The following is a 20,332-nucleotide window of genomic DNA, read 5'->3' as shown; positions in this document are numbered from 1 at the left end:
CTTGTCAAGAAGGTGTAAATTTATCCTTCTTTCACACGAAGATTGATTACACTTGTGATATCTTGATAGATTTTCACTGGCACATCAATCAAACCAACTGCTCGAATCGGAGCTTGTACTTGGATATGACGTTTATCAATCTTAATTCCAAATTGCTTTTGCAATTCTTCTGCAATTTTCTTATTGGTAATAGAACCAAAAGTACGGCCATCTGGACCAACTTTTTCAACAAATTCTACAACAGTTTCTTCTGCTTCTAGTTGGGATTTAATTGCTTTTGCTTCTGCAATCATCTCAGCATGAGCTTTTTCTTCAGATTTTTGTTTACCACGAAGTTCACCTACAGCTTGAGCAGTCGCTTCTTTGGCTAGATTCTTTTTGATAAGAAAGTTTTGCGCATACCCTGTTGGTACTTCCTTAATTTCGCCTTTTTTACCTTTTCCTTTAACATCTGCTAAAAAGATTACTTTCATTCTTCTTTCTCCTTTTCCTTTATTTCATTTAATACAATTTCTGTCAGTTTTTCACCTGCTTCTGACAAGGTTGAATCCTTAATTTGAGCTGCTGCCAAATTAAAGTGGCCTCCACCTCCCAGCTCTTCCATAATCCGTTGTACATTCAGCTTACTACGACTGCGAGCTGAGATAGAGATAAATCCTTGTGTATTCTTCGCAAGAACAAAACTCGCTTCAATACCTGACATAGCTAACATGGCATCTGCTGCCTTACTAATAACAACTGTATCATAGCATTTCGAGTCCTTAGCCTCTGCTATTAGTACATCTGAACCTAATTTACGTCCCTGTAAAATCAGTTCATTGACCTCACGATATTCTTCAAAATCTGTTGCAGCCATTTCCTGAATAGCAATACTATCACTTCCGCGCGTTCTGAGATAGCTAGCAACATCAAATGTCCTACTAGTCACTCGTGATGTGAAATTTTTAGTATCCAACATCATACCAGCCATCAAGACACTTGCTTGCATACGACTCAAACGATTTTTCTTAGAATTCTGGAACTGAATCAATTCCGTTACCAACTCACTGGCACTACTTGCACCACTTTCGATATAAGTGATAACTGCATTGTCTGGGAAATCCTGATCCCTTCGATGGTGGTCAATGACGATGGTTTGGGTAAATAAATCATAAAAATCTTTTGATAAAGTTAAAGCTGTCTTTGAATGGTCTACAAGAATCAACAAAGAACGATTGGTCACCATCCCCATTGCATCCTTAACAGACAACAACTTTGTAACTCCTTCTTTTTCTAAGAATGAAACAGCTCGTTCAATATCCGGCGACATTTGTTCTTCGTCATAAATAGCATAGCTATTTTCAGTCACATTGCTGGCAAACAACTGCATACCTACAGCAGAGCCAAGAGCATCCATATCTAGATTTTTGTGACCAACTACAAAAACCTGATCCACACTACGAATCTTATCTGAAATAGCTGTCATCATAGCGCGCGTACGTGTACGTGTACGCTTGATTGAGGCAGCAGATCCACCACCAAAATAAACTGGATTTTTCGTTTCGTCGTTTTCCTTGACAACCACTTGGTCGCCACCACGCACTTCAGCCAAGTTCAAATTGAGCAAAGCAACTTTCCCTATCTCATCATGATTTCCATCACCATAAGAAAATCCCATACTTAAGGTCAAGGGCAACTGTCTCTGTTTCGACTCTTCTCTGAAAGAATCAATAACAGAAAATTTATCGTTCATCAATCCCTCAAGCACCGTGTAGTCCGTAAATAGATAAAAGCGATCCATACTTACTCGACGGGAGAACATGGCATGTTTACCAGCAAATTCTGAAACAAAATTGGCTACAAAACTATTGATATGACTGATATCAGACTCCGATGTTTCATCTTCTAAATCATCATAGTTGTCAACAGAAACAATCCCAATCACAGGTCGACTTGTCACTAACTCAACAGTCGCTTCGTATTCTCCAGACACATCAAAGAAATAAAGAACTCCAGATACCTTGTCCATATGAACCGAATAACGGATCTCACCCAAGGTAGCATAAGAACCTGGATTCCCCACAGAAGCCTTTATAATTGTTTGAATTAATGCAACATCAATCTCGCCCACTTCATTAGTCAAAATCAATTCAGCGTAAGGATTGAACCATTCAACTTCACCTGACGATAAGTCTAGTTTAATAACTCCGACAGGCATCTGTTCTAACAAGGTTGTCAAACTATCTTCAGCTTGGTGGTTTACATACTGGATTTGTTCTACTTCACTCTTTGAGTAGTAGTCTCTCTGATGGATAAATAGTAAAATATATGAACCCAAAATAAGTAGCAAAAGAAATAGCGTTACCAGTGTATTCGTTACAAAAACAAGTTGCACAGATAGCACTCCGAACGCCACTATTCCTAATATTAAGGGGAAAATAGGACTTACATAAAATTTTTTCATTCCAAACCTCTTGGCACCCATTATACCATAATAACCACCAAAAAGCGACTTTTTAAAAGTGTAATCAGTAATTCTATCAATTATAAGAAAAAGGAGGTTTACAATTCAGTAAACCTTCCTTTACACATATTGAAATTAAGATTCTTTAACTTCTAACAAGCCAATCTCGCCATCTTCACGACGATAAATCACATTGGTTGTCTGATCTTCAACATCCACATAGATAAAGAAATCATGTCCCAACAAATCCATCTGTAGAATAGCTTCTTCCAAATCCATTGGTTTTAAATCAATTTGTTTTGAACGAACAACTCTGGATTGGGCAACATTTGTATCTTCCACCAAAGCATCTGTAAATAATTGACTAGTTGCTACCTTGTTTTTATTTTTACGCTCGATTTTTGTTTTATTTTTACGAATCTGACGTTCAATTTTATCGGTTACAAGGTCAATTGAACCATACATATCTTGAGACACATCTTCTGCACGAAGAGTAATTGAGCCAAGCGGAATCGTCACCTCCACTTTAGCCGTTTTTTCACGATATACCTTCAAGTTGACTCGAGCATCCAACTCTTGTTCAGCTTGAAAATACTTTTCGATCTTTTCGAGTTTAGAAACTACATAATCACGAATTGCTTCTGTTACTTCTAGGTTTTCACCACGGATACTATATTTAATCATATGAGTACCTTCTTTCTAAACATTTTTGTTTTTCTGATTTCATTATAACGCTTTCATTTTATTTTTGCAAATTTTTTCCTCATCTTACAAGGGAAAATGTTTTTACATCCTCAGCACCCGCTTCTTCCAACAGCTTCTTCACACGATTTATAGTTGTTCCAGTAGTGTAAATATCATCTATAAGTAGGATTTTTTTAGGAATAGTGACTCCACTTTTAATAAAGAAAGGAAATTCTGTCTCCAAACGCTCTGAGCGACTTTTAGAAGAACTAGCTCGCTCTTCTCTCTTTTCTAATAAATCCAGATACGCAAACCCTGCTGCTTCAACTAAACCTTCAACCTGGTTAAATCCCCTCTCGAGCAATCTTTCAGGACTTAGGGGAATTACAACAAATTGATACTCTTTGTACTTTTTTAACTCCTCACTTAAAACTGAAGCAAAAACTTTTCTTAAAAGGAAGTCTCCATCAAACTTATACCGACTGAAAAAATCCTTCATAGCTTGATTGTAAATAAAAATCGCTCTATGACTGACCTCAACTCCTTCTTTACACCAAAGTTGACAGTCTTGACACTTCATTGACAAATCTGTTTTCATACAGTTTGGGCAGTTCTCTTCTCCAATCCTCTCAAAAGTAGAATCACAATCTAAACAAAGACAGGAGGCATCATTCTTCAGAAGTAAAAGACTACTGAAAGTTAAAACAGCCTTCATAGTCTGCCCACATAATAAACACTTCATAGACCCGCCTCCTTATTCATCTGTTGAATTTCCTTAATTGCCTTTTTGATTGAAGTATTTAACCCGTCATGGAAAAAAAGCAAATCTCCTGTCGGTCTATCCATGCTTCGTCCAACTCGTCCACCAATCTGAATCAAACTAGATTTGGTAAACAGACGATGGTTGGTTTCTACTACAAAAACATCTACACAAGGGAAGGTAACTCCACGCTCCAAGATTGTCGTACTGATAAGTATTGTCAGTTCTCCATCTCGAAAAGCTTGTACCTGCTCTAATCGATCTTCCGTAACTGAAGACACAAAACCAATTTTCTCATGCGGAAATTCCTTCTGTAAGACTTCTTTTAATTGCTCCCCTTTCTTAATTTCTGAAGCAAAAATGAGTAACGGATAAGCTGTCTTTCTCTGCTTCTCAATATAAGACTTTAGCTTTGGTGACAACCGACTTTTCTCTAAACAGTGATTAAAATCGGATAACCAGACAGGTTTAGGAATAATCAAAGGATTTCCATGAAATCGTCTTGGTAAACTCAATCGTTTTAATTCTCCGATGCGAACCTTCCTATCTAACTCATCTGTAGAAGTTGCTGTTAAAAAGATTCTCAAGCCATTCTCCTTTACACTATTCTTGACAGCATGGTAAAGCGTGGAATTGTCAACATAAGGAAAGGCATCTACTTCATCCACTATCAGCAAATCAAAAGCTTGATAAAACTTCAATAACTGATGGGTCGTTGCAACAACTAGTGGTGTTCGAAAATACGGCTCTGATTCTCCGTGTAGTAAAGATATCTCGCAAGCAAAATCATCTTGCAGGCGCTTGTACAGCTCCAAACAAACATCTATGCGAGGACTGGCCAAACACACTGCACCACCCCTATTAATCACCTTAGCCACAACTTGATAAATCATTTCTGTCTTTCCAGCCCCTGTCACCGCATGTACCAAGGTTGGCTCCTGCTTATCTACTGCTCGAATCAGTCCCTCTGACACCTTCTCTTGAAAAGGAGTTAATTGACCACTCCATTTAAGAACATCTTGCTTCGGAAAATCCTCCTGCGGAAAATAGTATAAAGCTTGATCACTTCTAACTCGCTTCATAATTAAGCACTCCCGACAATAGTAAGCACCGATGGGCAAATACCATTCTTCTAGAATAGTACTATTACAACGTTGGCAGAACAATTTCCCCTTCTCCTTTCTCATTGCTGGAAGTTTCTCCGCCAACTGACATTCTTCTTCTGTTAATTCATTCTCAGTAAACAAACGACCGAGATAATTTGGATTTACTTTCATACTTCTTTATTCGTAAAAACCTAGCGCTTTAGATAATTTTTTAGTACAATTAAATCATGGAATTTAGAACAATTAAAGAGGACGGTCAAGTCCAAGAAGAAATCAAAAAATCACGCTTTATCTGTCATGCCAAGCGTGTTTATAGCGAAGAAGAGGCTCGAGACTTTATTACTGCCATCAAAAAAGAACACTACAAAGCTACGCACAACTGCTCGGCCTTCATTATTGGGGAACGTAGTGAAATTAAACGGACAAGTGATGATGGTGAGCCTAGTGGTACTGCTGGCGTTCCCATGCTTGGGGTGCTAGAAAATCACAATCTTACTAATATCTGTGTGGTAGTGACACGCTACTTTGGTGGCATTAAGCTAGGCGCTGGAGGATTGATTCGTGCTTACGCAGGCAGTGTTGCTCTAGCTGTCAAGGAAATTGGCATCATTGAAATAAAAGAACAGGCTGGCATTGCTATTCAAATGTCTTACGCTCAGTACCAAGAGTACAGTAACTTCCTTAAGGAATATAATCTCATGGAACTGGATACAAACTTTACAGATCAAGTCGATACGATGATTTATGTTGATAAAGAAGAAAAAGAAACTATTAAAGCTGCACTTGTAGAGTTTTTTAATGGAAAAGTCACTTTAACTGATCAAGGTTTACGAGAAGTTGAAGTTCCTGTAAACTTAGTGTAAACAAAGGAGAAAAATATGGCATTTGGTAAATTCATTCAAGGACTCGCTGGTAACTTTAGCGAGCAAAACAAAGAAACTCTTATCAAAGAATATGGACAATATCTACTAGAAAATGAAGAAATTCAAAGTGGATATAAACTGATTCGTGATTCAATTATATTTACAAATATCCGTATTATCTTTACAGATAAACAAGGCGCTACTGGTCGTAAGATGTCTATTAAATCAATCTTTTTGATGAACATTGTTAACGTTGAAATGGAAACTGCAGGAGCAGGTATAGATGATAGTGAAATTACTATTACTTATTTAGAAAATGTCTTTCTAAAAGCACACACTGAGCATTTTAATGCTCATAAATTTGAATTCCCTAAGAAAACGGATATCATTCCACTTTACACCTATTTATTAGAATTAGCTTATCACAATCGCTTGAAAATTAACGGCTTAGACCTGTGATATAAAAAAATCCTATCACTTCGATAGGATTTCTATATTTTACAAATGGTATAGATAGCGTTATACTAGAAATATCTTATACAAAGAGGTATTCATATGTCTATTTATAACAACATTACTGAATTAATCGGTCAAACTCCGATTGTTAAACTCAACAACATCGTGCCAGAAGGGGCTGCGGACGTCTATGTAAAGCTTGAAGCATTCAACCCTGGTTCTTCTGTAAAAGATCGTATTGCTCTTAGCATGATTGAAAAAGCTGAACAAGACGGTATTCTGAAACCAGGTTCTACAATTGTTGAAGCAACAAGTGGAAACACTGGTATTGGACTTTCATGGGTAGGTGCTGCTAAAGGGTATAAAGTCGTCATCGTTATGCCTGAAACTATGAGTGTAGAACGACGTAAGATTATCCAAGCTTATGGTGCTGAACTCGTCCTAACTCCTGGTAGTGAGGGAATGAAAGGCGCTATTGCTAAAGCTCAAGAAATCGCTGCTGAACGTGATGGTTTCCTTCCTCTTCAATTTGACAATCCAGCTAATCCAGAAGTACACGAAAGAACAACAGGAGCTGAAATACTAGCTGCTTTCGGTAAAGATGGACTAGATGCCTTTGTTGCTGGAGTGGGTACCGGTGGAACGATTTCTGGTGTTTCTCATGCACTCAAATCAGCAAATTCTAACATTCAAGTTTTTGCAGTAGAGGCAGACGAATCTGCTATTCTATCTGGTGAAAAACCTGGACCACACAAAATTCAAGGTATCTCAGCTGGATTTATTCCTGATACACTTGATACAAATGCCTATGATGGTATTGTTCGTGTAACATCAGACGATGCACTAGCACTCGGCCGTGAGATTGGTGGAAAAGAAGGATTCCTTGTTGGTATTTCTTCAGCTGCAGCTATCTACGGAGCCATCGAGGTTGCCAAGAAATTAGGTACAGGTAAAAAAGTTCTTGCTCTAGCACCAGATAACGGTGAACGTTATCTCTCTACAGCACTCTATGAATTTGAAGTGTAGTCTCCTAAATACACTTAGCCCTTATTATAGGGCTTTTTATTTATACCTTAAAAATAGGAACATCTCCCTATAAAAATCGACTGCATAGAAAAAAGGAAGCAATTTGGCTTCCTTTTTATTATTAGTTATTCAAGGCTGCTGCCATTGTAGCTGCAACTTCAGCTTCAAAGTCGTTTGCAGCTTTCTCGATACCTTCACCAACTTCAAAGCGAGCGAACTCAACTACTGAAGCGTTAACTGATTCAAGGTATGCTTCAACTGTCTTGCTGTCATCCATGATGTATACTTGTGCAAGAAGTGTGTAAGCTTGGTCAACTTTAGTGTTGTCAAGCATGAAGCGATCCATTTTACCTGGGATGATTTTGTCCCAGATTTTTTCTGGTTTACCTTCTGCAGCCAACTCAGCTTTGATGTCAGCTTCAGCTTGAGCAATCACTTCATCAGTCAATTGAGATTTTGATCCATACTTCAAGTGTGGAAGAGCTGGTTTGTTAACCATTGCACGGCTTTCATTGTCTTGGTCGATTACGTGGTTCAATTGCGCCAACTCATCTTTAACGAATTGCTCATCCAATTCTTTGTAAGAAAGAACTGTTGGTTTCATCGCTGCGATGTGCATTGACAATTGTTTAGCAAGTGCTTCGTCTCCACCTTCAACAACTGAAATAACACCTATACGTCCACCGTTATGTTGGTAAGCTCCAAAGTGTTGTGCGTCTGTTTTTTCAATCAATGCAAAGCGACGGAATGAGATTTTTTCTCCGATAGTTGCTGTTGCAGATACGTATGCAGCTTCAAGAGTTTCACCTGAAGGCATTGTCAAAGCAAGTGCTTCTTCATTATTAGCAGGTTTTCCTTCAGCAATAACTTTAGCTGTAGTATTTACCAATTCAACGAATTGAGCGTTTTTCGCAACGAAGTCAGTTTCAGCGTTTACTTCAATAACTGCTGCAACATTACCGTTAACATAAACACCAGTCAAACCTTCTGCAGCAACACGGTCAGCTTTCTTAGCTGCCTTAGCCATACCTTTTTCACGAAGCAATTCAATCGCTTTTTCGATGTCACCGTCTGTTTCTACAAGCGCTTTTTTAGCGTCCATAACACCGGCACCAGATTTTTCACGCAACTCTTTTACAAGTTTAGCTGTAATTTCTGCCATTTTGATTCTCCTATATTTTTTAAAAATAGGAGAGCCGGGCTAAGCCCCGCCCTCCTAGGTAATTACTATTTATATAAATTAAGCGTTGTCGCCTTCTACAACTTCAACGATTTCTTCGATTGAATCTGCTTGAGCTTCTGAAGCTGCAAATTCTGCTTCAACTGCTGCTGCATCTTCACCTTGACGTCCTTCGATGATAGCGTCAGCCAATTTAGCTGTGATCAATTTAACAGCGCGGATAGCGTCATCGTTAGCTGGGATGATTACATCGATATCATCTGGATCTGTATTTGTGTCAACCATCGCTACAACTGGGATTCCCAATTTTTTAGCTTCTTTAACAGCGATTTGCTCTTTATGTGGGTCAACTACGTACATTACGTCTGGAATACGAGGCATATCTTCGATACCACCCAAGAATTTTTCAAGACGTGCACGTTGTTTGTTAAGAAGTGCAACTTCTTTCTTAGGAAGAACTTCGAAAGTCCCATCTTCTTCCATGCGTTTGATTTCTTTCAAACGAGCGATACGTTTTTGGATTGTTCCCCAGTTTGTAAGAGTTCCACCCAACCAACGGTGGTTGATGAAGTATTGACCTGAACGTACTGCTTCTTCAGCAACTGCATCAGCTGCTTGTTTCTTAGTACCAACGAACAATACAACTGCATCATTAGCTGCTGCATCACGCATGAAATCGTAAGCTTGGTCAGCGTATTTTACAGTTTGTTGTAAGTCGATAACGTGGATTCCGTTACGCTCAGTGAAGATGTACTTAGCCATCTTAGGGTTCCAGCGACGAGTTTGGTGACCAAAGTGTACACCAGCCTCAAGAAGTTGTTTCATTGAAATTACTGCCATGAGTATTTCTCCTTTTTGTTTTTTTCCTCTTCTTGACTTCAACTCGCAAAACGACCCAAGGGCAACTGTTTCACAATTCATCAAGAATGAGTATTATCGTTCACACGACAAGTTTCATTTTACCATACTTTTTCAATATTTTCAAGCCATTTTAATAGATTTTTAAAGCAGGTAACTATATAAATCATAAAAGAGACTCAAATCGAGCCTCTTTGTTTCATTCATTAGTTTGGATAGATATATGTTACAAAACCTTCTGAAGTTGTAGTAGGATTGAACCATCCACGTTTATTTCCGATTGTACGATTTCCACCATAGTTTGATTCAGATACTTGGATACTTGTTGATGATGAAACAGCTGTAACCACGGCTACGTGTCCATATCCACCATCATTCCAACATGCAATAGCACCAACTTGAGGTGTAGATCCTGTACGGAATCCTGCTGCAGCTGCACTTGTAGCCCACTGCGCTCCATTACCCCAATAGTCTCCTGCCCAAGGTGCCAATGTCTTAGCTCCCCATGTACACTCACCAGTTGGATAACTTGAAGCGTTAGTACTGTATGTTGGATGATGTTTTACTGGTGCAGGAGTGTAGCTTGTTGATTCTGTTGAAGCACTGCTTGAAGATGATTCAGACGAACTAGATTCAGATGAACTTGATGATGAAGAAGTAGTAGATACTGCTTGAACCTGCGCTGTAAAAGTTGTATTTCCAGAAGCAACTACTGTTTGTTGTTGACTTGCTTGTTTAGCTTTGTAAGCTGCTTCTGCTTCTGCAGCTGCTTTAGCTTCTGCTTCTGCTTCTGCTTTTTTCTCAAGTAAACTTGCTTTTTCATCCTCTGCAGTAGCCTTTTCAGCAGCAAGATTCAATTCTGCAGCTTTCAACTCAGCTTGTTTTGTAGTTAATGATTGAGCATCATCAGCTAGTTTTTGCTGATTTGCAATAACTGTATTAATTGCATCATTGTTTGCTACTTGTTTTTCAGAAATAGCTTTTTTATCTGCTTTTTGTTGTTCCAACATTTTGTTGTTTGCAGATACGATTTCACTCATTGCAGCAACACGTGAAATAGCTTCTGTAATTGATTTTGAGTTTACAATTGTATTAATGTAATTTGTTGCAGCTCCATTTGTTTGAGCACTACGAGCTTGTTTTTGTAATGAATCATTACGAGATACAATATTCTTAGAAAGTTCTGTAATTTCACCCTCAAGCTTTTTAGATTCTGCTTGTAGTCTATCATTTTCAGATTGCAAGTTTGATTGCTCTGTTTGAATAGCAGATACTTGCTCCTGAATTTGATCAACTTGTTTTTGGGCTTCTTGTTGTTGTGCTGTTAAGTTACTAATTTTATTATCTTGAGCAGCAATTTTGTCATCAGTAGTTTCTGCATGCGCAGTTGTTAAAACAGCTACTTGAGAAACCATTACTGTACTTAATAAAAGTGACGCTAAGATTTTTTTCTTCATATTTCGTAGATACTCCTTCTTTTAAAGACATTACTAGTATACCAAAAAAAGGCCTAATGAATATTACGCCTTTGTTACATTTTTATTTCTTTCTTATAGGTAAAATTTTTCAAAAATAAACTGAAAGATAATCATCCATATAAGGTTCAAAATCATTGATGGTACTAAACTATAGACTATAAATAAAGACATACTATCCACAGTTAAACCTACCACTAATGCAAGTATATAAGCTCCCATCTCAAATAGAAAAGTCATGACAATAATTGCCAACATTCTCGTCCAACGATTCAATAAAATAACACTATTAAATTTATGGAGAAATACTCCCAACAAGACGAACAACAAAGTCGCAATCCCTATCAAGTGGGAAAAGTAAATGTCATAAACCAAACCCACTACAAAACAATAAGCTAAATAGAGATACTCTGATACTTCTATCGTCTCAAATAAGAGAAATAAAAACAGAAAATGACTAGCCAACTGTACATGGGGGAAAAATGAGCCCAGAAGCTGGCTAATATGGGCATCAATTAGAACAAAGAAAGGAAGCAATAAAAATACTCCAACTCGCTTCAACTGTCTCATTATGAATTCCCCACTAATTCTATCACACTCACATTATGAGTATCTGCACTTAATTTAACAGTTACTTCTCGTGTCAAGTAGTCCGTACTGTGCGTTGTGGCAACTACTTCACCAACAGGAATATCAGCAACGTTAAAGTTTCCTAATCCACCAGTGGTCACCTTATCTCCTGCACTAATATCGCTACTACTATTTAATTGACTAATTTTTAGAACTTCATTTTCCTTGTCATAGCCAACAATAATTCCATAAATTGTAGTAGAACCATGTTGAATTTTAACAGAAATCTTATCAGCATTTTCCGTATTTGTCAGAAGGTTGACCATGGTAGAGTTCTCCTCTACTTTTGAGACACTCCCAATCAAGCCACCATTTGCAATTGCTAACATATTCTCAGAAGCCCCTTTTGATTTGCCTGCATCTAAGGTCAACTCCTGCTTCCAAGATACTGGAGAACGCATAATAACATCTGCTGCCAAAGTCTTTGTAGCTTGCAATTTGGACTTCATATCAAGCAATTGGCGCAGTTGTTCATTTTCCATCTTTAAACTTTCCGCCTCATTTGATTTAACTTCTAATTGGTAAATCTGTTTCTTCAAACTTTCATTTTCATTATAAGTGCGTGTCAAATGAGCCAAATCTGATTTGACAGAATCAAACCACTGAAAAGGTTTTTGCACAACCCTATCAACCACTGAGATTCCATCTCCTAATCTTGTCACAATTGTACTTGAATAAGTCGTCGCTAAGAGAGCTGACACAAGCAGAACAGTGACAAAAACAATAATGACATATTTTGATTTTTTAAAACGGTTCATATCCCTACCTTTATATCAAAAACTGTTACAGTAACTTTTTATCAATTCCTGAAAGCTACTAAGATTTTAAGAAAAATAAGCAACAACCAAGTATGATAATAACAAGAATGGTCAGCGTATCCTTTCGAGTCCATTTCAATTGTCGATATTGACTTCTGCCTTTTCCACCCTGATAACCACGCGCTTCCATTGCGATAGCCAAGGAATCCGCACGTTTTAAACTTGTCGCAAAAAGAGGAATCAAAATGGGAATCATAGCCTTCACCTTTTGAACAATACTTCCTTCTCCAAAATCCACTCCACGCGCTTTCTGTGCATTCATAATCCGCGTCGTATCATCCATCAAGGTTGGGACAAAACGCAAACTCATAGACAGCATCAATCCAATTTCATGAACTGGAACTTTCATACTCTTTAAAGGTGCTAATAGAGCTTCGACAGCTGATGCCAAACTTAAGGGCATGGTCGTTAAGGTTAACAAAGTTGAAAAGAAAATAATCAATACAAAGCGACAAAAGATAATTCCAGCTTGTTGCAAAGCATAATCCGTAATTCTCACAAACGAAAACTCAAATAAAACATTCCCATTAGAAATGAAAAACAGTTGAAAAATAGTTGTGAAGGCAATCAAGAAAAACATAGACTTCAAGCCCTGAATAAAAAATGAAAGAGATACTCCTGACAAAGCAATAAATATCCCTGTCGCTATAAAAAGAATTAGATTCGTCAAGGGATTATTAGCCCAAAAAACGATCAAAATCAGTAGCATCATAGCCAGTAATTTGCTGCGTGGATCCAATCGGTGAACTATCGAATCCCCTGGGATATAACGCCCCAAAATCATACTATCCATTTAGCGACTCCTTGAACTCCTCTATCTTAATCGGTAATCGTTTAAATGACACGCCTCTATCAGCCAATCGTTTACAAAAGGATGTAATTTTAGGTACTCCCAACTGCACTTCTTCCATAAAGACAACATCTTGAAAGACATCACTTGGTTTACCACCCTTAACTAAACGTCCCTTTTCCATCACATAGACTTGATTTGCATATTCAGCAACATCATCCATCAAATGCGTTACCAAAACAATGGTCATCCCTGACTGGTGGAGTTTTTTGAATAAATTCATCAGCTCTTTTCTTCCCAGGGGATCTAGGCCTGCTGTGGGCTCATCTAAGACTAATATGGCTGGTTCCATGGCAAGTATGCCTGCAATGGCCACACGTCTCATTTGTCCACCTGATAGCTCAAACGGACTGCGATCAAAAAGTGATTCATCAATTCCAACCAGAGCCAGTTTCTCACGCGCAATCTGCTCCGCATCTTCTTCAGAAACTCCAAAATTTTGCGGTCCAAAAGCAACATCTTTCAAAACCGTTTCTTCAAAGATCTGATTTTCAGCAAACTGAAATACCAAGCCAACCTGTTTTCTAATTTGACGAATATCTTTGTTTTTAGAAGTCGAGGTGATGAAGGTATCAAAAACCCGCACACTCCCTTGACTTGGAACCAATAAACCATTTAAAAGTTGTAAAATAGTTGATTTGCCACTACCTGTGTGGCCAATTAAAGCCGTATAAGAACCATCTTCAATCGTCAAAGAAACATCTGACAAAGCTGTTGAAGCTAAGGGAGTCCCTTCTTGATACGTAAAACTCACATTTTCTAGAGCAATTCCCATAGCTTATCCTCTAGCTCACTTTCTGTCAAATAATTTTCAGGTAAATCATAGCCATTCTGGCTCAAAGAATGTTTTAATTGATTGGCAAAAGGATCATCTAATCCAATTTGATCTAAATCATTTCGAGAGAAAAGTTCCCTTGGACTACTAGTTGATTCAATTTCCCCTTTTTTCATGACTAATACACGATCACTCATGGCAACTTCTTCCAAATCATGTGTGATGGAAATGACCGTCATATCATAGTCTTTCCGAATTCCTTTTACTGTCTCAATCAGTTCTCTACGTCCCTCAGGATCCAACATGCTCGTTGCTTCATCTAGTATTAAAATAGCTGGTCTTAGGGCTACAACACCTGCAATGGCCACACGTTGCTTTTGACCACCTGACAGACGAGCTGGCTCTCTCTTTTTAAAGTCCAACATGCCAACCAAATCCAGAGCTTCTTCCACTCTTTTTTTCATTTCTTGACGAGAAAGTCCCTGATTTTCCAAACCAAAGGCTACATCATCTTCAACAGTCGCTCCAACAAATTGATTATCTGGATTTTGAAAAACCATACCGATTTGACGACGTATATTCCAAACATTTTCCTCAGTCAAACGTTGGCCATCAATTACAATCTCTCCAGATTCTGCTTCCAGTAAACCATCAATTAATCGAACCGTCGTTGATTTACCACTACCATTATGCCCTACAATCGAAAGCCATTCTCCACGTTTCACGTGAAACGTAATATCCTTCACATCATAGTATTCCTGATTTTCCTTATAACGAAAAGAAAGATTTTTTACCTCAATTATTGATTTCATTTCGAACCAAATGTCCCTTTAAATACATAGGCACTACCCTTGAAATAATCATAGCCAGAGTAGATAGTGAAAAACAAGGCTACATAAAGTAGAACTTGGCCAATCAAAGTCCAGTGTAATAGCAAGAAAATAATGGCAAACATCTGACTGAAAGTTTTAATTTTTCCAGGCATTGCTGCTGCTAAAACCGTCCCACCAGTTTCAACCAATAAAAGCCTTAAACCTGTCACAGCCAACTCACGACAGATAATCACTGCAACAATCCAAGCCGGAGCCATTCCTAACTCAATCAACATAATAAAAGCCGACATAACTAGTAACTTATCCGCCATGGGATCTGCAAATTTACCAAAATTACTGACCACATTCCATTTACGAGCTAAATATCCATCTAAATAATCGGTAATACTGGCAATAGCAAAGATAATAGCTGCTACTATATGACTCTCTATCGAATTTCCTACCGTTAAAATAAAGATAAAAATAGGTATAAAGAGAATTCGACCTATTGTTAAGAGATTGGGAATTTGTTCTTTTTTCATTCGTTTTTCCTTAATTTTTAGTAAAGGTTACAGTGATTTGTCCAGTCTGAGCTGTTAATTTCGATAAATCAACAGTCTGATTATCTACTGTTAAAGCGACACCTTTGACAACACCTAAAGTAATGGTGACAGAATTTTTAGTTGAAACTGTTGTTTCTGCACTTTTATTATCAGGTGATAAGGTCACCCCACCCTCAAGCTCACTTTCTGAAACACTAACCCAACTTCTAGCATCTGAGACTGATAATTGTAATTTTGCAGTTTCCTTGCTCGTTTTATAAGCAACTTCTACTCGATTTCCTTCACCTGATACACTTATAGCTGGTTCCATATTAGAAGAGCTACTTGATGAACTACTACTTGAGGATGAAGTTACAGAACTAGTTGAGCTTGTTGCTTGGACTACACTATAACTAGACGCAGATGAACGCTCTGGTTGAGTCTGGAGATAATTCCAAACATAATAAGTCACAAAAATGACAATCGATAGTGCAAAGAGTATAAAATAAAATAAAGGCAAAAATGATGTCTTATTTTTCTTACTTGAACGTCTCCTACCTGTCAACTCGTCTTCATCAACATCTACTTCCTCATAAGTAATCATGCTCCCAGAATCATAAGCGTCCAAGACAATTCGCTCATCTAGCTCAACTGCCCACGCATACTTTCTCAAAAAAGAACGAGTATAAAATGGACTAGGAAGTTGATCAAAATCATCAGCTTCCATCGCTTCCAACATATCCAGCTGAATTTCTGTTTTTTTGTGTAATTCTTCTAAAGTCAACCCTTGGTTGGTTCTAGCTAAACGTAAAACCTCACCAATTGTTTTTTTCCTCATACTTGTCATTCCTTCTTTCTAGTATCGATTATGATAGGTTACTACGATGGGAATATTGTAAAATCAACTATATCACCATCATCTATTAAATGATGTCCAGCATCAAGGACATCCTCTAAAGTAATTTCCTGTAAAATTTTTGGCAAATCAAAAATTGTCTCACCATTTTCAAAAGCATCATATTGCGTTGCAATAAATTCAAGAGAGTTCATGCTACTGAAAAATTCTCCAAACATCTCTCTTTTAATAATATCTAAATGATCCTCTGTAATATCTAAATCCTTTGTAAAATTACGAATAGCCTTCCTAAACTGATGAGATAAAGCAACTGGCTCTTTTGTATCCATTGTCAACATGACAAAATGAAAGCGACTTGTTACTTCAACTTCCAGAGATAAGGATGCGGCAATTTTACCTGATTCATATAATTTCTGAAAACGATCCGAAGTCCAACCAAACATCATTGCAAACAATAATTTTAATAAAATATGATGTCGATAGCAATCCGCTTCAGCAACTTCTTGTTTACCTCTAACACCAATCGCTAGTTTGGGAGAAGATACTTCCATCCTCATGCTGTCTGTTTGCTTTACAGGTTGTAAAACAAACTTTTCTCTTGCTAGTTCCTGAACATCTAAATCCTCCAGTTCTTTTCTTTCAAAATAACCCTGTACCTGATCCACATCAAAATTACCAACTAAAAACAGAGACATGTTTACAGGTTTGTAAAATCTTGTAAAATTTTCTTGCAAATTAGTTAGATTGATTTGGGAAATTGACTCCTCACTTCCAACTATATCAGTTGCTAAAGGTGTACCAGGATACAAATTCGCTAAAGTTGAAAAGAATAAACACGAATCCGGATCATCTTGATACATTTCTCGTTCTTGCTGGATAATATCCTGCTCTCTTAAAATGGAATCTTCAGTAAAATGTGCTGATGTTACCAATTCATCAAGTAAGTCTAAATTTTCTAAAAAATGATCCGTTGCTGAAAAAAGATAGCTTGTTTTTGTAAAGCTTGTAAAGGCATTACTATCTGCACCTAGACTCGTAAAAGCTGACATCAAATCGCTAGCATCTTCTCTCTCAAATAATTTATGTTCAAGAAAATGAGCAATTCCTCCAGGATATTCTTTTACATCTCCGTCAACTTCTGTGACAAGCGTATCTACCGAACCAAACTGTACAGTTACACTCCCGTAAACCTCTTTAAATTCCTTTTTAGGTAGAAGAGCTACTATCAATCCGTTGGCCAAACGAGTTCGATAAACCATTTCTTTTACAGCTGGATAGTATTTTTCTTCAAAAACAACCTTTGTCATTCTATTCCTTCCATAAAGTAAATCGCTTGTAGTTTCACATTACTAGCTGCTTTACAAATAGCATCTTTGTCAACTTGCTCGAGTTTTGCAATCCAACTTTTAAAGTCTGCTGAAGATTTTCCAAGTAAGGCATTTTGATAAGCACGTTCAATCAATGAAGATTGATTATCTTGAGAAAGCAACAAAGATCGACGAATCATTTCCTTGGTCTGCTCTAGCTCAAGTTCTGTAAAATAACCTTTTTTTAAATCAAGCAGTTGATTATTCATCATTTTTCGAGCCTGATTCCGATTTTCTCGATCAATGCCAGCATACATCCTCAAGAATCCACTAAATAAATCGAGCTGACTTGAAATAGTATAAGCCAATCCAGCATTTTCACGGACATTTGTAAATAGTTTAGAGTGAGCAAATCCACCAAGTAAACCATTCATTACAATCATGGGTAAATGTTGCTCATCACCATATTCAGAAGGGCAATGATAACCTAATTCCAAAATGGATTGTCCCACATTTTTCCGAACCATACCTTCCTGAAGGATATTGGAATAAGGTTGACAATACTGAACCTTCACATCTCCTTCTCGACCTTTAAAACCAAATGATTCTAATACATTTTGAATTTCAATCTCATTAAAATCACCTAAGAAAAAGAAATCTATTCGATCATTGGCCAAAAATTCTTGGAAACAAGAATAAGAACTTTGTGGAGTTTCAGCTAAAATACGATTTCGTAAATCACTGTATTCCAATTGGAGACGTTCATCATGAAAAAATAATTTATCTAATTCTTTATGTGCAAAATAAAAAGAATCATCTATATCAGCTGCTAAACTTGCTAGCAATTGTTTTTTCTCAATTTCAAATAAGGCCGAATCAAACCCATTATCAACTACGACGGGGGAAAAAAGAGTTTCTTTTACTAGTTCCAAAACCTGAGAAGTTAGCACATTTTTCCTACTTAAAAACTCATCACGAACATAGGTAAATGTCAATTCTACAATATGACTTTGCCCTCTTCTAAAACAATTGGTTGACATATCTGTACCATATAGACTGGCCAAGTGTCTTCTCAAAGCTTGAGAAGTGGGGTACATCTGGTTGGACGTTTCTAGCATACTCGCACTCAACATGCGACCTGTAATCGTATCAAGAGATAATGGAGAGGTAAAACGCACGGTAATTTTGTTCGTTTTAAACTTCTTTGATTGGATAAAATGTGTTGAAATTCCATGCACTAACTCCATGATTTACCTCCTCATATACAGACTTCTATTATATCACGAAAACCTGAAATTTTCTTGTCCCCTGTAACACTTTTGAAATAAAAATCGCTTACATTTCTCCCTGTTTCTCTCACTATTTTTAGGAAAATATGGTATAATACCAAAGATTGAGGTGAATTATGGAATACAAATTATTTGAAGAATTTATTACCCTCCAAGCACTACTCAAAGAACTTGGAATTACACATAGCGGAGGAGCTATCAAATCATTTCTCTCTGAACATTCTGTTTACTTTAATGGGGAATTAGAGAGTCGTCGTGGTAAAAAACTTCGCATTGGTGATAAAATTGACATACCTGACATGAATATTGACATCTTATTGACACAACCTACTTCTGAGGAGCAAGAGGAATATCAAGCTGATAAAGTTGAAAAAGAACGGATCGCTAAACTTGTTAAGGAGATGAATAAAGGAGTAAAAAAAGACAAATCAAAACCTACTTCATCACCCAAAAGCAAACAAGCTCCGCGATTCCCTGGTAGATAATCATGTGGCTACAACACCTATCTCTCAAAACTTTTCGTAACTACAAAGAGACGAAAATAGACTTTAATCCTAAATTAAATATCTTTTTAGGACGTAATGCGCAAGGTAAAACAAATATGTTAGAGGCTATCTATTTTTTAGCCTTAACACGCAGTCATCGAACTCGAACAGATAAAAATCTCATTCATTTTGATGAGGAACAACTTCATCTTTCAGGTCTCGTTCAGAAAAAAACTGGATCCATTCCTCTAGAAATCGAACTAACACAAAAAGGCCGTGTGACAAAAGTTAATCATTTAAAACAGGCACGCCTTTCAGATTATGTCGGACACATGAATGTTGTCTTATTTGCTCCTGAAGATTTACAACTAATTAAAGGAGCACCTTCAGTTCGACGAAAATTCATTGATATGGAGCTTGGACAAATTAAGCCCATCTATCTATCAGACTTAACCAATTATAACCACATCCTAAAACAAAGAAACACTTATCTAAAATCAGCTCAAAAAATAGATGAAACCTTCCTTTCAGTCTTAGATGATCAGCTAATCGATTATGGATGTCGTGTAATGAATCACCGCTTAGATTTCATAAAAAAACTAGAATATTTTGGCCGTAAGAAACATTTTGAACTTTCTAATCAGATTGAAGAGTTGTCAATATCCTATCAATCTTCTGTCAAGCTAACTGACAAAGAAGGCTTATCCGAATCTTTCAAAATTGCTTTAGAAAAAAGTAGATCCAGAGATTTATTTAAAAAGAATACTGGTGTCGGTCCTCATCGAGATGACATTTCTTTTTATATAAATGGGATGGATGCTAGTTTTGGAAGTCAAGGTCAACATCGTAGTCTCGTCCTCTCTATAAAATTAGCAGAAATCGAGTTAATGGAAAGTATTACTACAGAATCTCCGATATTATTGCTTGACGATGTTATGAGCGAACTTGACAACACTCGACAACTAAAATTATTAGAAACAATTTCTCATTCAATCCAAACCTTTATCACAACAACCAGCTTAGATCATCTTCAAAATCTGCCAGAAAATCTAAGTATCTTCACTATTCAGGATGGTAAAGTTACTGTAAACGAAAATTGACAACATTGTAAAAGAAC

At 37.2% G+C, this 20,332-nt stretch carries 22 protein-coding genes; 5 read left to right on the top strand and 17 right to left on the bottom strand.

Annotation, left to right across the window (positions count from 1 at the left end):
* Nucleotides 1-20: 20 nt before the first annotated feature.
* The 5 genes from rplI to ACLNCW_RS06955 form a co-directional block, all read right to left on the bottom strand.
* Nucleotides 21-473 carry a 50S ribosomal protein L9 gene (gene rplI, locus ACLNCW_RS06975; protein ID WP_000864218.1) on the bottom strand — a complete coding sequence of 151 codons (453 nt, stop codon included), beginning with the start codon at nucleotides 471-473 and terminating at the stop codon, nucleotides 21-23.
* Nucleotides 470-2,443: a DHH family phosphoesterase gene (locus ACLNCW_RS06970; protein ID WP_000715136.1), complete on the bottom strand. Its 1,974-nt coding sequence runs from the start codon at nucleotides 2,441-2,443 to the stop codon at nucleotides 470-472. The genes rplI and ACLNCW_RS06970 overlap by 4 nt, the downstream gene beginning before the upstream one ends.
* A gap of 135 nt (nucleotides 2,444-2,578) precedes the next feature.
* Complete coding sequence (gene hpf / locus ACLNCW_RS06965) at nucleotides 2,579-3,127, bottom strand: ribosome hibernation-promoting factor, HPF/YfiA family (protein ID WP_000599102.1); 549 nt, start codon at nucleotides 3,125-3,127, stop codon at nucleotides 2,579-2,581.
* Nucleotides 3,128-3,206: 79 nt separating this feature from the next.
* Nucleotides 3,207-3,869, bottom strand: coding sequence for a ComF family protein (locus ACLNCW_RS06960; protein ID WP_000649953.1), 663 nt, complete (start codon nucleotides 3,867-3,869; stop codon nucleotides 3,207-3,209).
* Nucleotides 3,866-5,164, bottom strand: coding sequence for a DEAD/DEAH box helicase (locus ACLNCW_RS06955; protein WP_424845716.1), 1,299 nt, complete (start codon nucleotides 5,162-5,164; stop codon nucleotides 3,866-3,868). The genes ACLNCW_RS06960 and ACLNCW_RS06955 overlap by 4 nt, the downstream gene beginning before the upstream one ends.
* A gap of 56 nt (nucleotides 5,165-5,220) precedes the next feature.
* On the opposite strand from ACLNCW_RS06955, the gene ACLNCW_RS06950 reads away from it, so the two are divergent.
* The 3 genes from ACLNCW_RS06950 to cysK all read left to right on the top strand — a co-directional run bounded on the left by ACLNCW_RS06950 (nucleotide 5,221) and on the right by cysK (nucleotide 7,338).
* Complete coding sequence (locus tag ACLNCW_RS06950; protein WP_285387492.1) at nucleotides 5,221-5,856, top strand: YigZ family protein; 636 nt, start codon at nucleotides 5,221-5,223, stop codon at nucleotides 5,854-5,856.
* A gap of 15 nt (nucleotides 5,857-5,871) precedes the next feature.
* Nucleotides 5,872-6,315, top strand: a complete 444-nt coding sequence (locus ACLNCW_RS06945) for a PH domain-containing protein (RefSeq protein WP_424845713.1) — start codon at nucleotides 5,872-5,874, stop codon at nucleotides 6,313-6,315.
* Between the two features lie 96 nt (nucleotides 6,316-6,411).
* Nucleotides 6,412-7,338: a cysteine synthase A gene (gene cysK, locus ACLNCW_RS06940; protein ID WP_000029880.1), complete on the top strand. Its 927-nt coding sequence runs from the start codon at nucleotides 6,412-6,414 to the stop codon at nucleotides 7,336-7,338.
* A 121-nt stretch (nucleotides 7,339-7,459) separates the two neighbouring features.
* Here the strand turns inward: cysK and tsf are convergent, their stop codons facing one another.
* The 12 genes from tsf to yfmF form a co-directional block, all read right to left on the bottom strand.
* Nucleotides 7,460-8,500, bottom strand: a complete 1,041-nt coding sequence (gene tsf, locus ACLNCW_RS06935; protein ID WP_000808071.1) for a translation elongation factor Ts — start codon at nucleotides 8,498-8,500, stop codon at nucleotides 7,460-7,462.
* Between the two features lie 78 nt (nucleotides 8,501-8,578).
* On the bottom strand, nucleotides 8,579-9,358 hold the full coding sequence (gene rpsB, locus ACLNCW_RS06930; protein ID WP_000268459.1) for a 30S ribosomal protein S2: 780 nt from the start codon (nucleotides 9,356-9,358) through the stop codon (nucleotides 8,579-8,581).
* A gap of 224 nt (nucleotides 9,359-9,582) precedes the next feature.
* Nucleotides 9,583-10,833 carry a peptidoglycan hydrolase PcsB gene (pcsB, locus tag ACLNCW_RS06925; protein WP_424845709.1) on the bottom strand — a complete coding sequence of 417 codons (1,251 nt, stop codon included), beginning with the start codon at nucleotides 10,831-10,833 and terminating at the stop codon, nucleotides 9,583-9,585.
* A 93-nt stretch (nucleotides 10,834-10,926) separates the two neighbouring features.
* Nucleotides 10,927-11,421, bottom strand: coding sequence for a rod shape-determining protein MreD (mreD, locus tag ACLNCW_RS06920; RefSeq protein WP_424845706.1), 495 nt, complete (start codon nucleotides 11,419-11,421; stop codon nucleotides 10,927-10,929).
* Entirely contained in the window at nucleotides 11,421-12,239 is an 819-nt protein-coding gene (gene mreC, locus ACLNCW_RS06915; RefSeq protein WP_153208965.1) for a rod shape-determining protein MreC, read from the bottom strand. Before mreC ends, mreD begins: the two co-directional genes overlap by 1 nt.
* 58 nt (nucleotides 12,240-12,297) lie before the next feature.
* A complete protein-coding gene (locus tag ACLNCW_RS06910) occupies nucleotides 12,298-13,092 on the bottom strand; it encodes an energy-coupling factor transporter transmembrane component T family protein (RefSeq protein WP_000377896.1) in 795 nt (264 codons plus the stop codon).
* Entirely contained in the window at nucleotides 13,085-13,924 is an 840-nt protein-coding gene (locus tag ACLNCW_RS06905; protein ID WP_424845704.1) for an energy-coupling factor transporter ATPase, read from the bottom strand. The genes ACLNCW_RS06910 and ACLNCW_RS06905 overlap by 8 nt, the downstream gene beginning before the upstream one ends.
* Nucleotides 13,909-14,736 (bottom strand): energy-coupling factor ABC transporter ATP-binding protein, encoded by an 828-nt coding sequence (locus tag ACLNCW_RS06900; protein ID WP_261116724.1) that lies wholly within the window; start codon nucleotides 14,734-14,736, stop codon nucleotides 13,909-13,911. Before ACLNCW_RS06900 ends, ACLNCW_RS06905 begins: the two co-directional genes overlap by 16 nt.
* Entirely contained in the window at nucleotides 14,733-15,278 is a 546-nt protein-coding gene (gene pgsA / locus ACLNCW_RS06895) for a CDP-diacylglycerol--glycerol-3-phosphate 3-phosphatidyltransferase (protein WP_020900979.1), read from the bottom strand. The genes ACLNCW_RS06900 and pgsA overlap by 4 nt, the downstream gene beginning before the upstream one ends.
* 10 nt (nucleotides 15,279-15,288) lie before the next feature.
* Entirely contained in the window at nucleotides 15,289-16,116 is an 828-nt protein-coding gene (gene rodZ, locus ACLNCW_RS06890; protein ID WP_261043568.1) for a cytoskeleton protein RodZ, read from the bottom strand.
* Between the two features lie 41 nt (nucleotides 16,117-16,157).
* Nucleotides 16,158-17,441: an EF-P 5-aminopentanol modification-associated protein YfmH gene (gene yfmH, locus ACLNCW_RS06885; protein ID WP_084947700.1), complete on the bottom strand. Its 1,284-nt coding sequence runs from the start codon at nucleotides 17,439-17,441 to the stop codon at nucleotides 16,158-16,160.
* A complete protein-coding gene (gene yfmF, locus ACLNCW_RS06880; RefSeq protein WP_084947697.1) occupies nucleotides 17,438-18,688 on the bottom strand; it encodes an EF-P 5-aminopentanol modification-associated protein YfmF in 1,251 nt (416 codons plus the stop codon). The genes yfmH and yfmF overlap by 4 nt, the downstream gene beginning before the upstream one ends.
* Nucleotides 18,689-18,846: 158 nt before the next feature.
* On the opposite strand from yfmF, the gene yaaA reads away from it, so the two are divergent.
* Entirely contained in the window at nucleotides 18,847-19,215 is a 369-nt protein-coding gene (gene yaaA / locus ACLNCW_RS06875) for a S4 domain-containing protein YaaA (RefSeq protein WP_084947695.1), read from the top strand.
* Between the two features lie 2 nt (nucleotides 19,216-19,217).
* Nucleotides 19,218-20,315, top strand: a complete 1,098-nt coding sequence (gene recF / locus ACLNCW_RS06870) for a DNA replication/repair protein RecF (protein ID WP_078238557.1) — start codon at nucleotides 19,218-19,220, stop codon at nucleotides 20,313-20,315.
* The last annotated feature ends 17 nt before the right edge of the window (nucleotides 20,316-20,332 follow it).

Origin of the sequence: Streptococcus sp. CL6.22 (assembly GCF_049738055.1) — a bacterium.
GTDB lineage: Bacteria > Bacillota > Bacilli > Lactobacillales > Streptococcaceae > Streptococcus > Streptococcus mitis_DJ.
The sequence above is the reverse complement of the archived record's forward strand: the minus strand, read 5'-3'. Positions and strand labels throughout refer to the sequence as shown.

What these genes read in the sequence shown, in the direction of transcription:
- rplI (WP_000864218.1), bottom strand. Translation starts at nt 473, where the DNA reads ATGAAAGTAATCTTTTTAGCAGATGTTAAAGGAAAAGGTAAAAAAGGC.
- ACLNCW_RS06970 (WP_000715136.1), bottom strand. Translation starts at nt 2,443, where the DNA reads ATGAAAAAATTTTATGTAAGTCCTATTTTCCCCTTAATATTAGGAATA.
- hpf (WP_000599102.1), bottom strand. Translation starts at nt 3,127, where the DNA reads ATGATTAAATATAGTATCCGTGGTGAAAACCTAGAAGTAACAGAAGCA.
- ACLNCW_RS06960 (WP_000649953.1), bottom strand. Translation starts at nt 3,869, where the DNA reads ATGAAGTGTTTATTATGTGGGCAGACTATGAAGGCTGTTTTAACTTTC.
- ACLNCW_RS06955 (WP_424845716.1), bottom strand. Translation starts at nt 5,164, where the DNA reads ATGAAAGTAAATCCAAATTATCTCGGTCGTTTGTTTACTGAGAATGAA.
- ACLNCW_RS06950 (WP_285387492.1), top strand. Translation starts at nt 5,221, where the DNA reads ATGGAATTTAGAACAATTAAAGAGGACGGTCAAGTCCAAGAAGAAATC.
- ACLNCW_RS06945 (WP_424845713.1), top strand. Translation starts at nt 5,872, where the DNA reads ATGGCATTTGGTAAATTCATTCAAGGACTCGCTGGTAACTTTAGCGAG.
- cysK (WP_000029880.1), top strand. Translation starts at nt 6,412, where the DNA reads ATGTCTATTTATAACAACATTACTGAATTAATCGGTCAAACTCCGATT.
- tsf (WP_000808071.1), bottom strand. Translation starts at nt 8,500, where the DNA reads ATGGCAGAAATTACAGCTAAACTTGTAAAAGAGTTGCGTGAAAAATCT.
- rpsB (WP_000268459.1), bottom strand. Translation starts at nt 9,358, where the DNA reads ATGGCAGTAATTTCAATGAAACAACTTCTTGAGGCTGGTGTACACTTT.
- pcsB (WP_424845709.1), bottom strand. Translation starts at nt 10,833, where the DNA reads ATGAAGAAAAAAATCTTAGCGTCACTTTTATTAAGTACAGTAATGGTT.
- mreD (WP_424845706.1), bottom strand. Translation starts at nt 11,421, where the DNA reads ATGAGACAGTTGAAGCGAGTTGGAGTATTTTTATTGCTTCCTTTCTTT.
- mreC (WP_153208965.1), bottom strand. Translation starts at nt 12,239, where the DNA reads ATGAACCGTTTTAAAAAATCAAAATATGTCATTATTGTTTTTGTCACT.
- ACLNCW_RS06910 (WP_000377896.1), bottom strand. Translation starts at nt 13,092, where the DNA reads ATGGATAGTATGATTTTGGGGCGTTATATCCCAGGGGATTCGATAGTT.
- ACLNCW_RS06905 (WP_424845704.1), bottom strand. Translation starts at nt 13,924, where the DNA reads ATGGGAATTGCTCTAGAAAATGTGAGTTTTACGTATCAAGAAGGGACT.
- ACLNCW_RS06900 (WP_261116724.1), bottom strand. Translation starts at nt 14,736, where the DNA reads ATGAAATCAATAATTGAGGTAAAAAATCTTTCTTTTCGTTATAAGGAA.
- pgsA (WP_020900979.1), bottom strand. Translation starts at nt 15,278, where the DNA reads ATGAAAAAAGAACAAATTCCCAATCTCTTAACAATAGGTCGAATTCTC.
- rodZ (WP_261043568.1), bottom strand. Translation starts at nt 16,116, where the DNA reads ATGAGGAAAAAAACAATTGGTGAGGTTTTACGTTTAGCTAGAACCAAC.
- yfmH (WP_084947700.1), bottom strand. Translation starts at nt 17,441, where the DNA reads ATGACAAAGGTTGTTTTTGAAGAAAAATACTATCCAGCTGTAAAAGAA.
- yfmF (WP_084947697.1), bottom strand. Translation starts at nt 18,688, where the DNA reads ATGGAGTTAGTGCATGGAATTTCAACACATTTTATCCAATCAAAGAAG.
- yaaA (WP_084947695.1), top strand. Translation starts at nt 18,847, where the DNA reads ATGGAATACAAATTATTTGAAGAATTTATTACCCTCCAAGCACTACTC.
- recF (WP_078238557.1), top strand. Translation starts at nt 19,218, where the DNA reads ATGTGGCTACAACACCTATCTCTCAAAACTTTTCGTAACTACAAAGAG.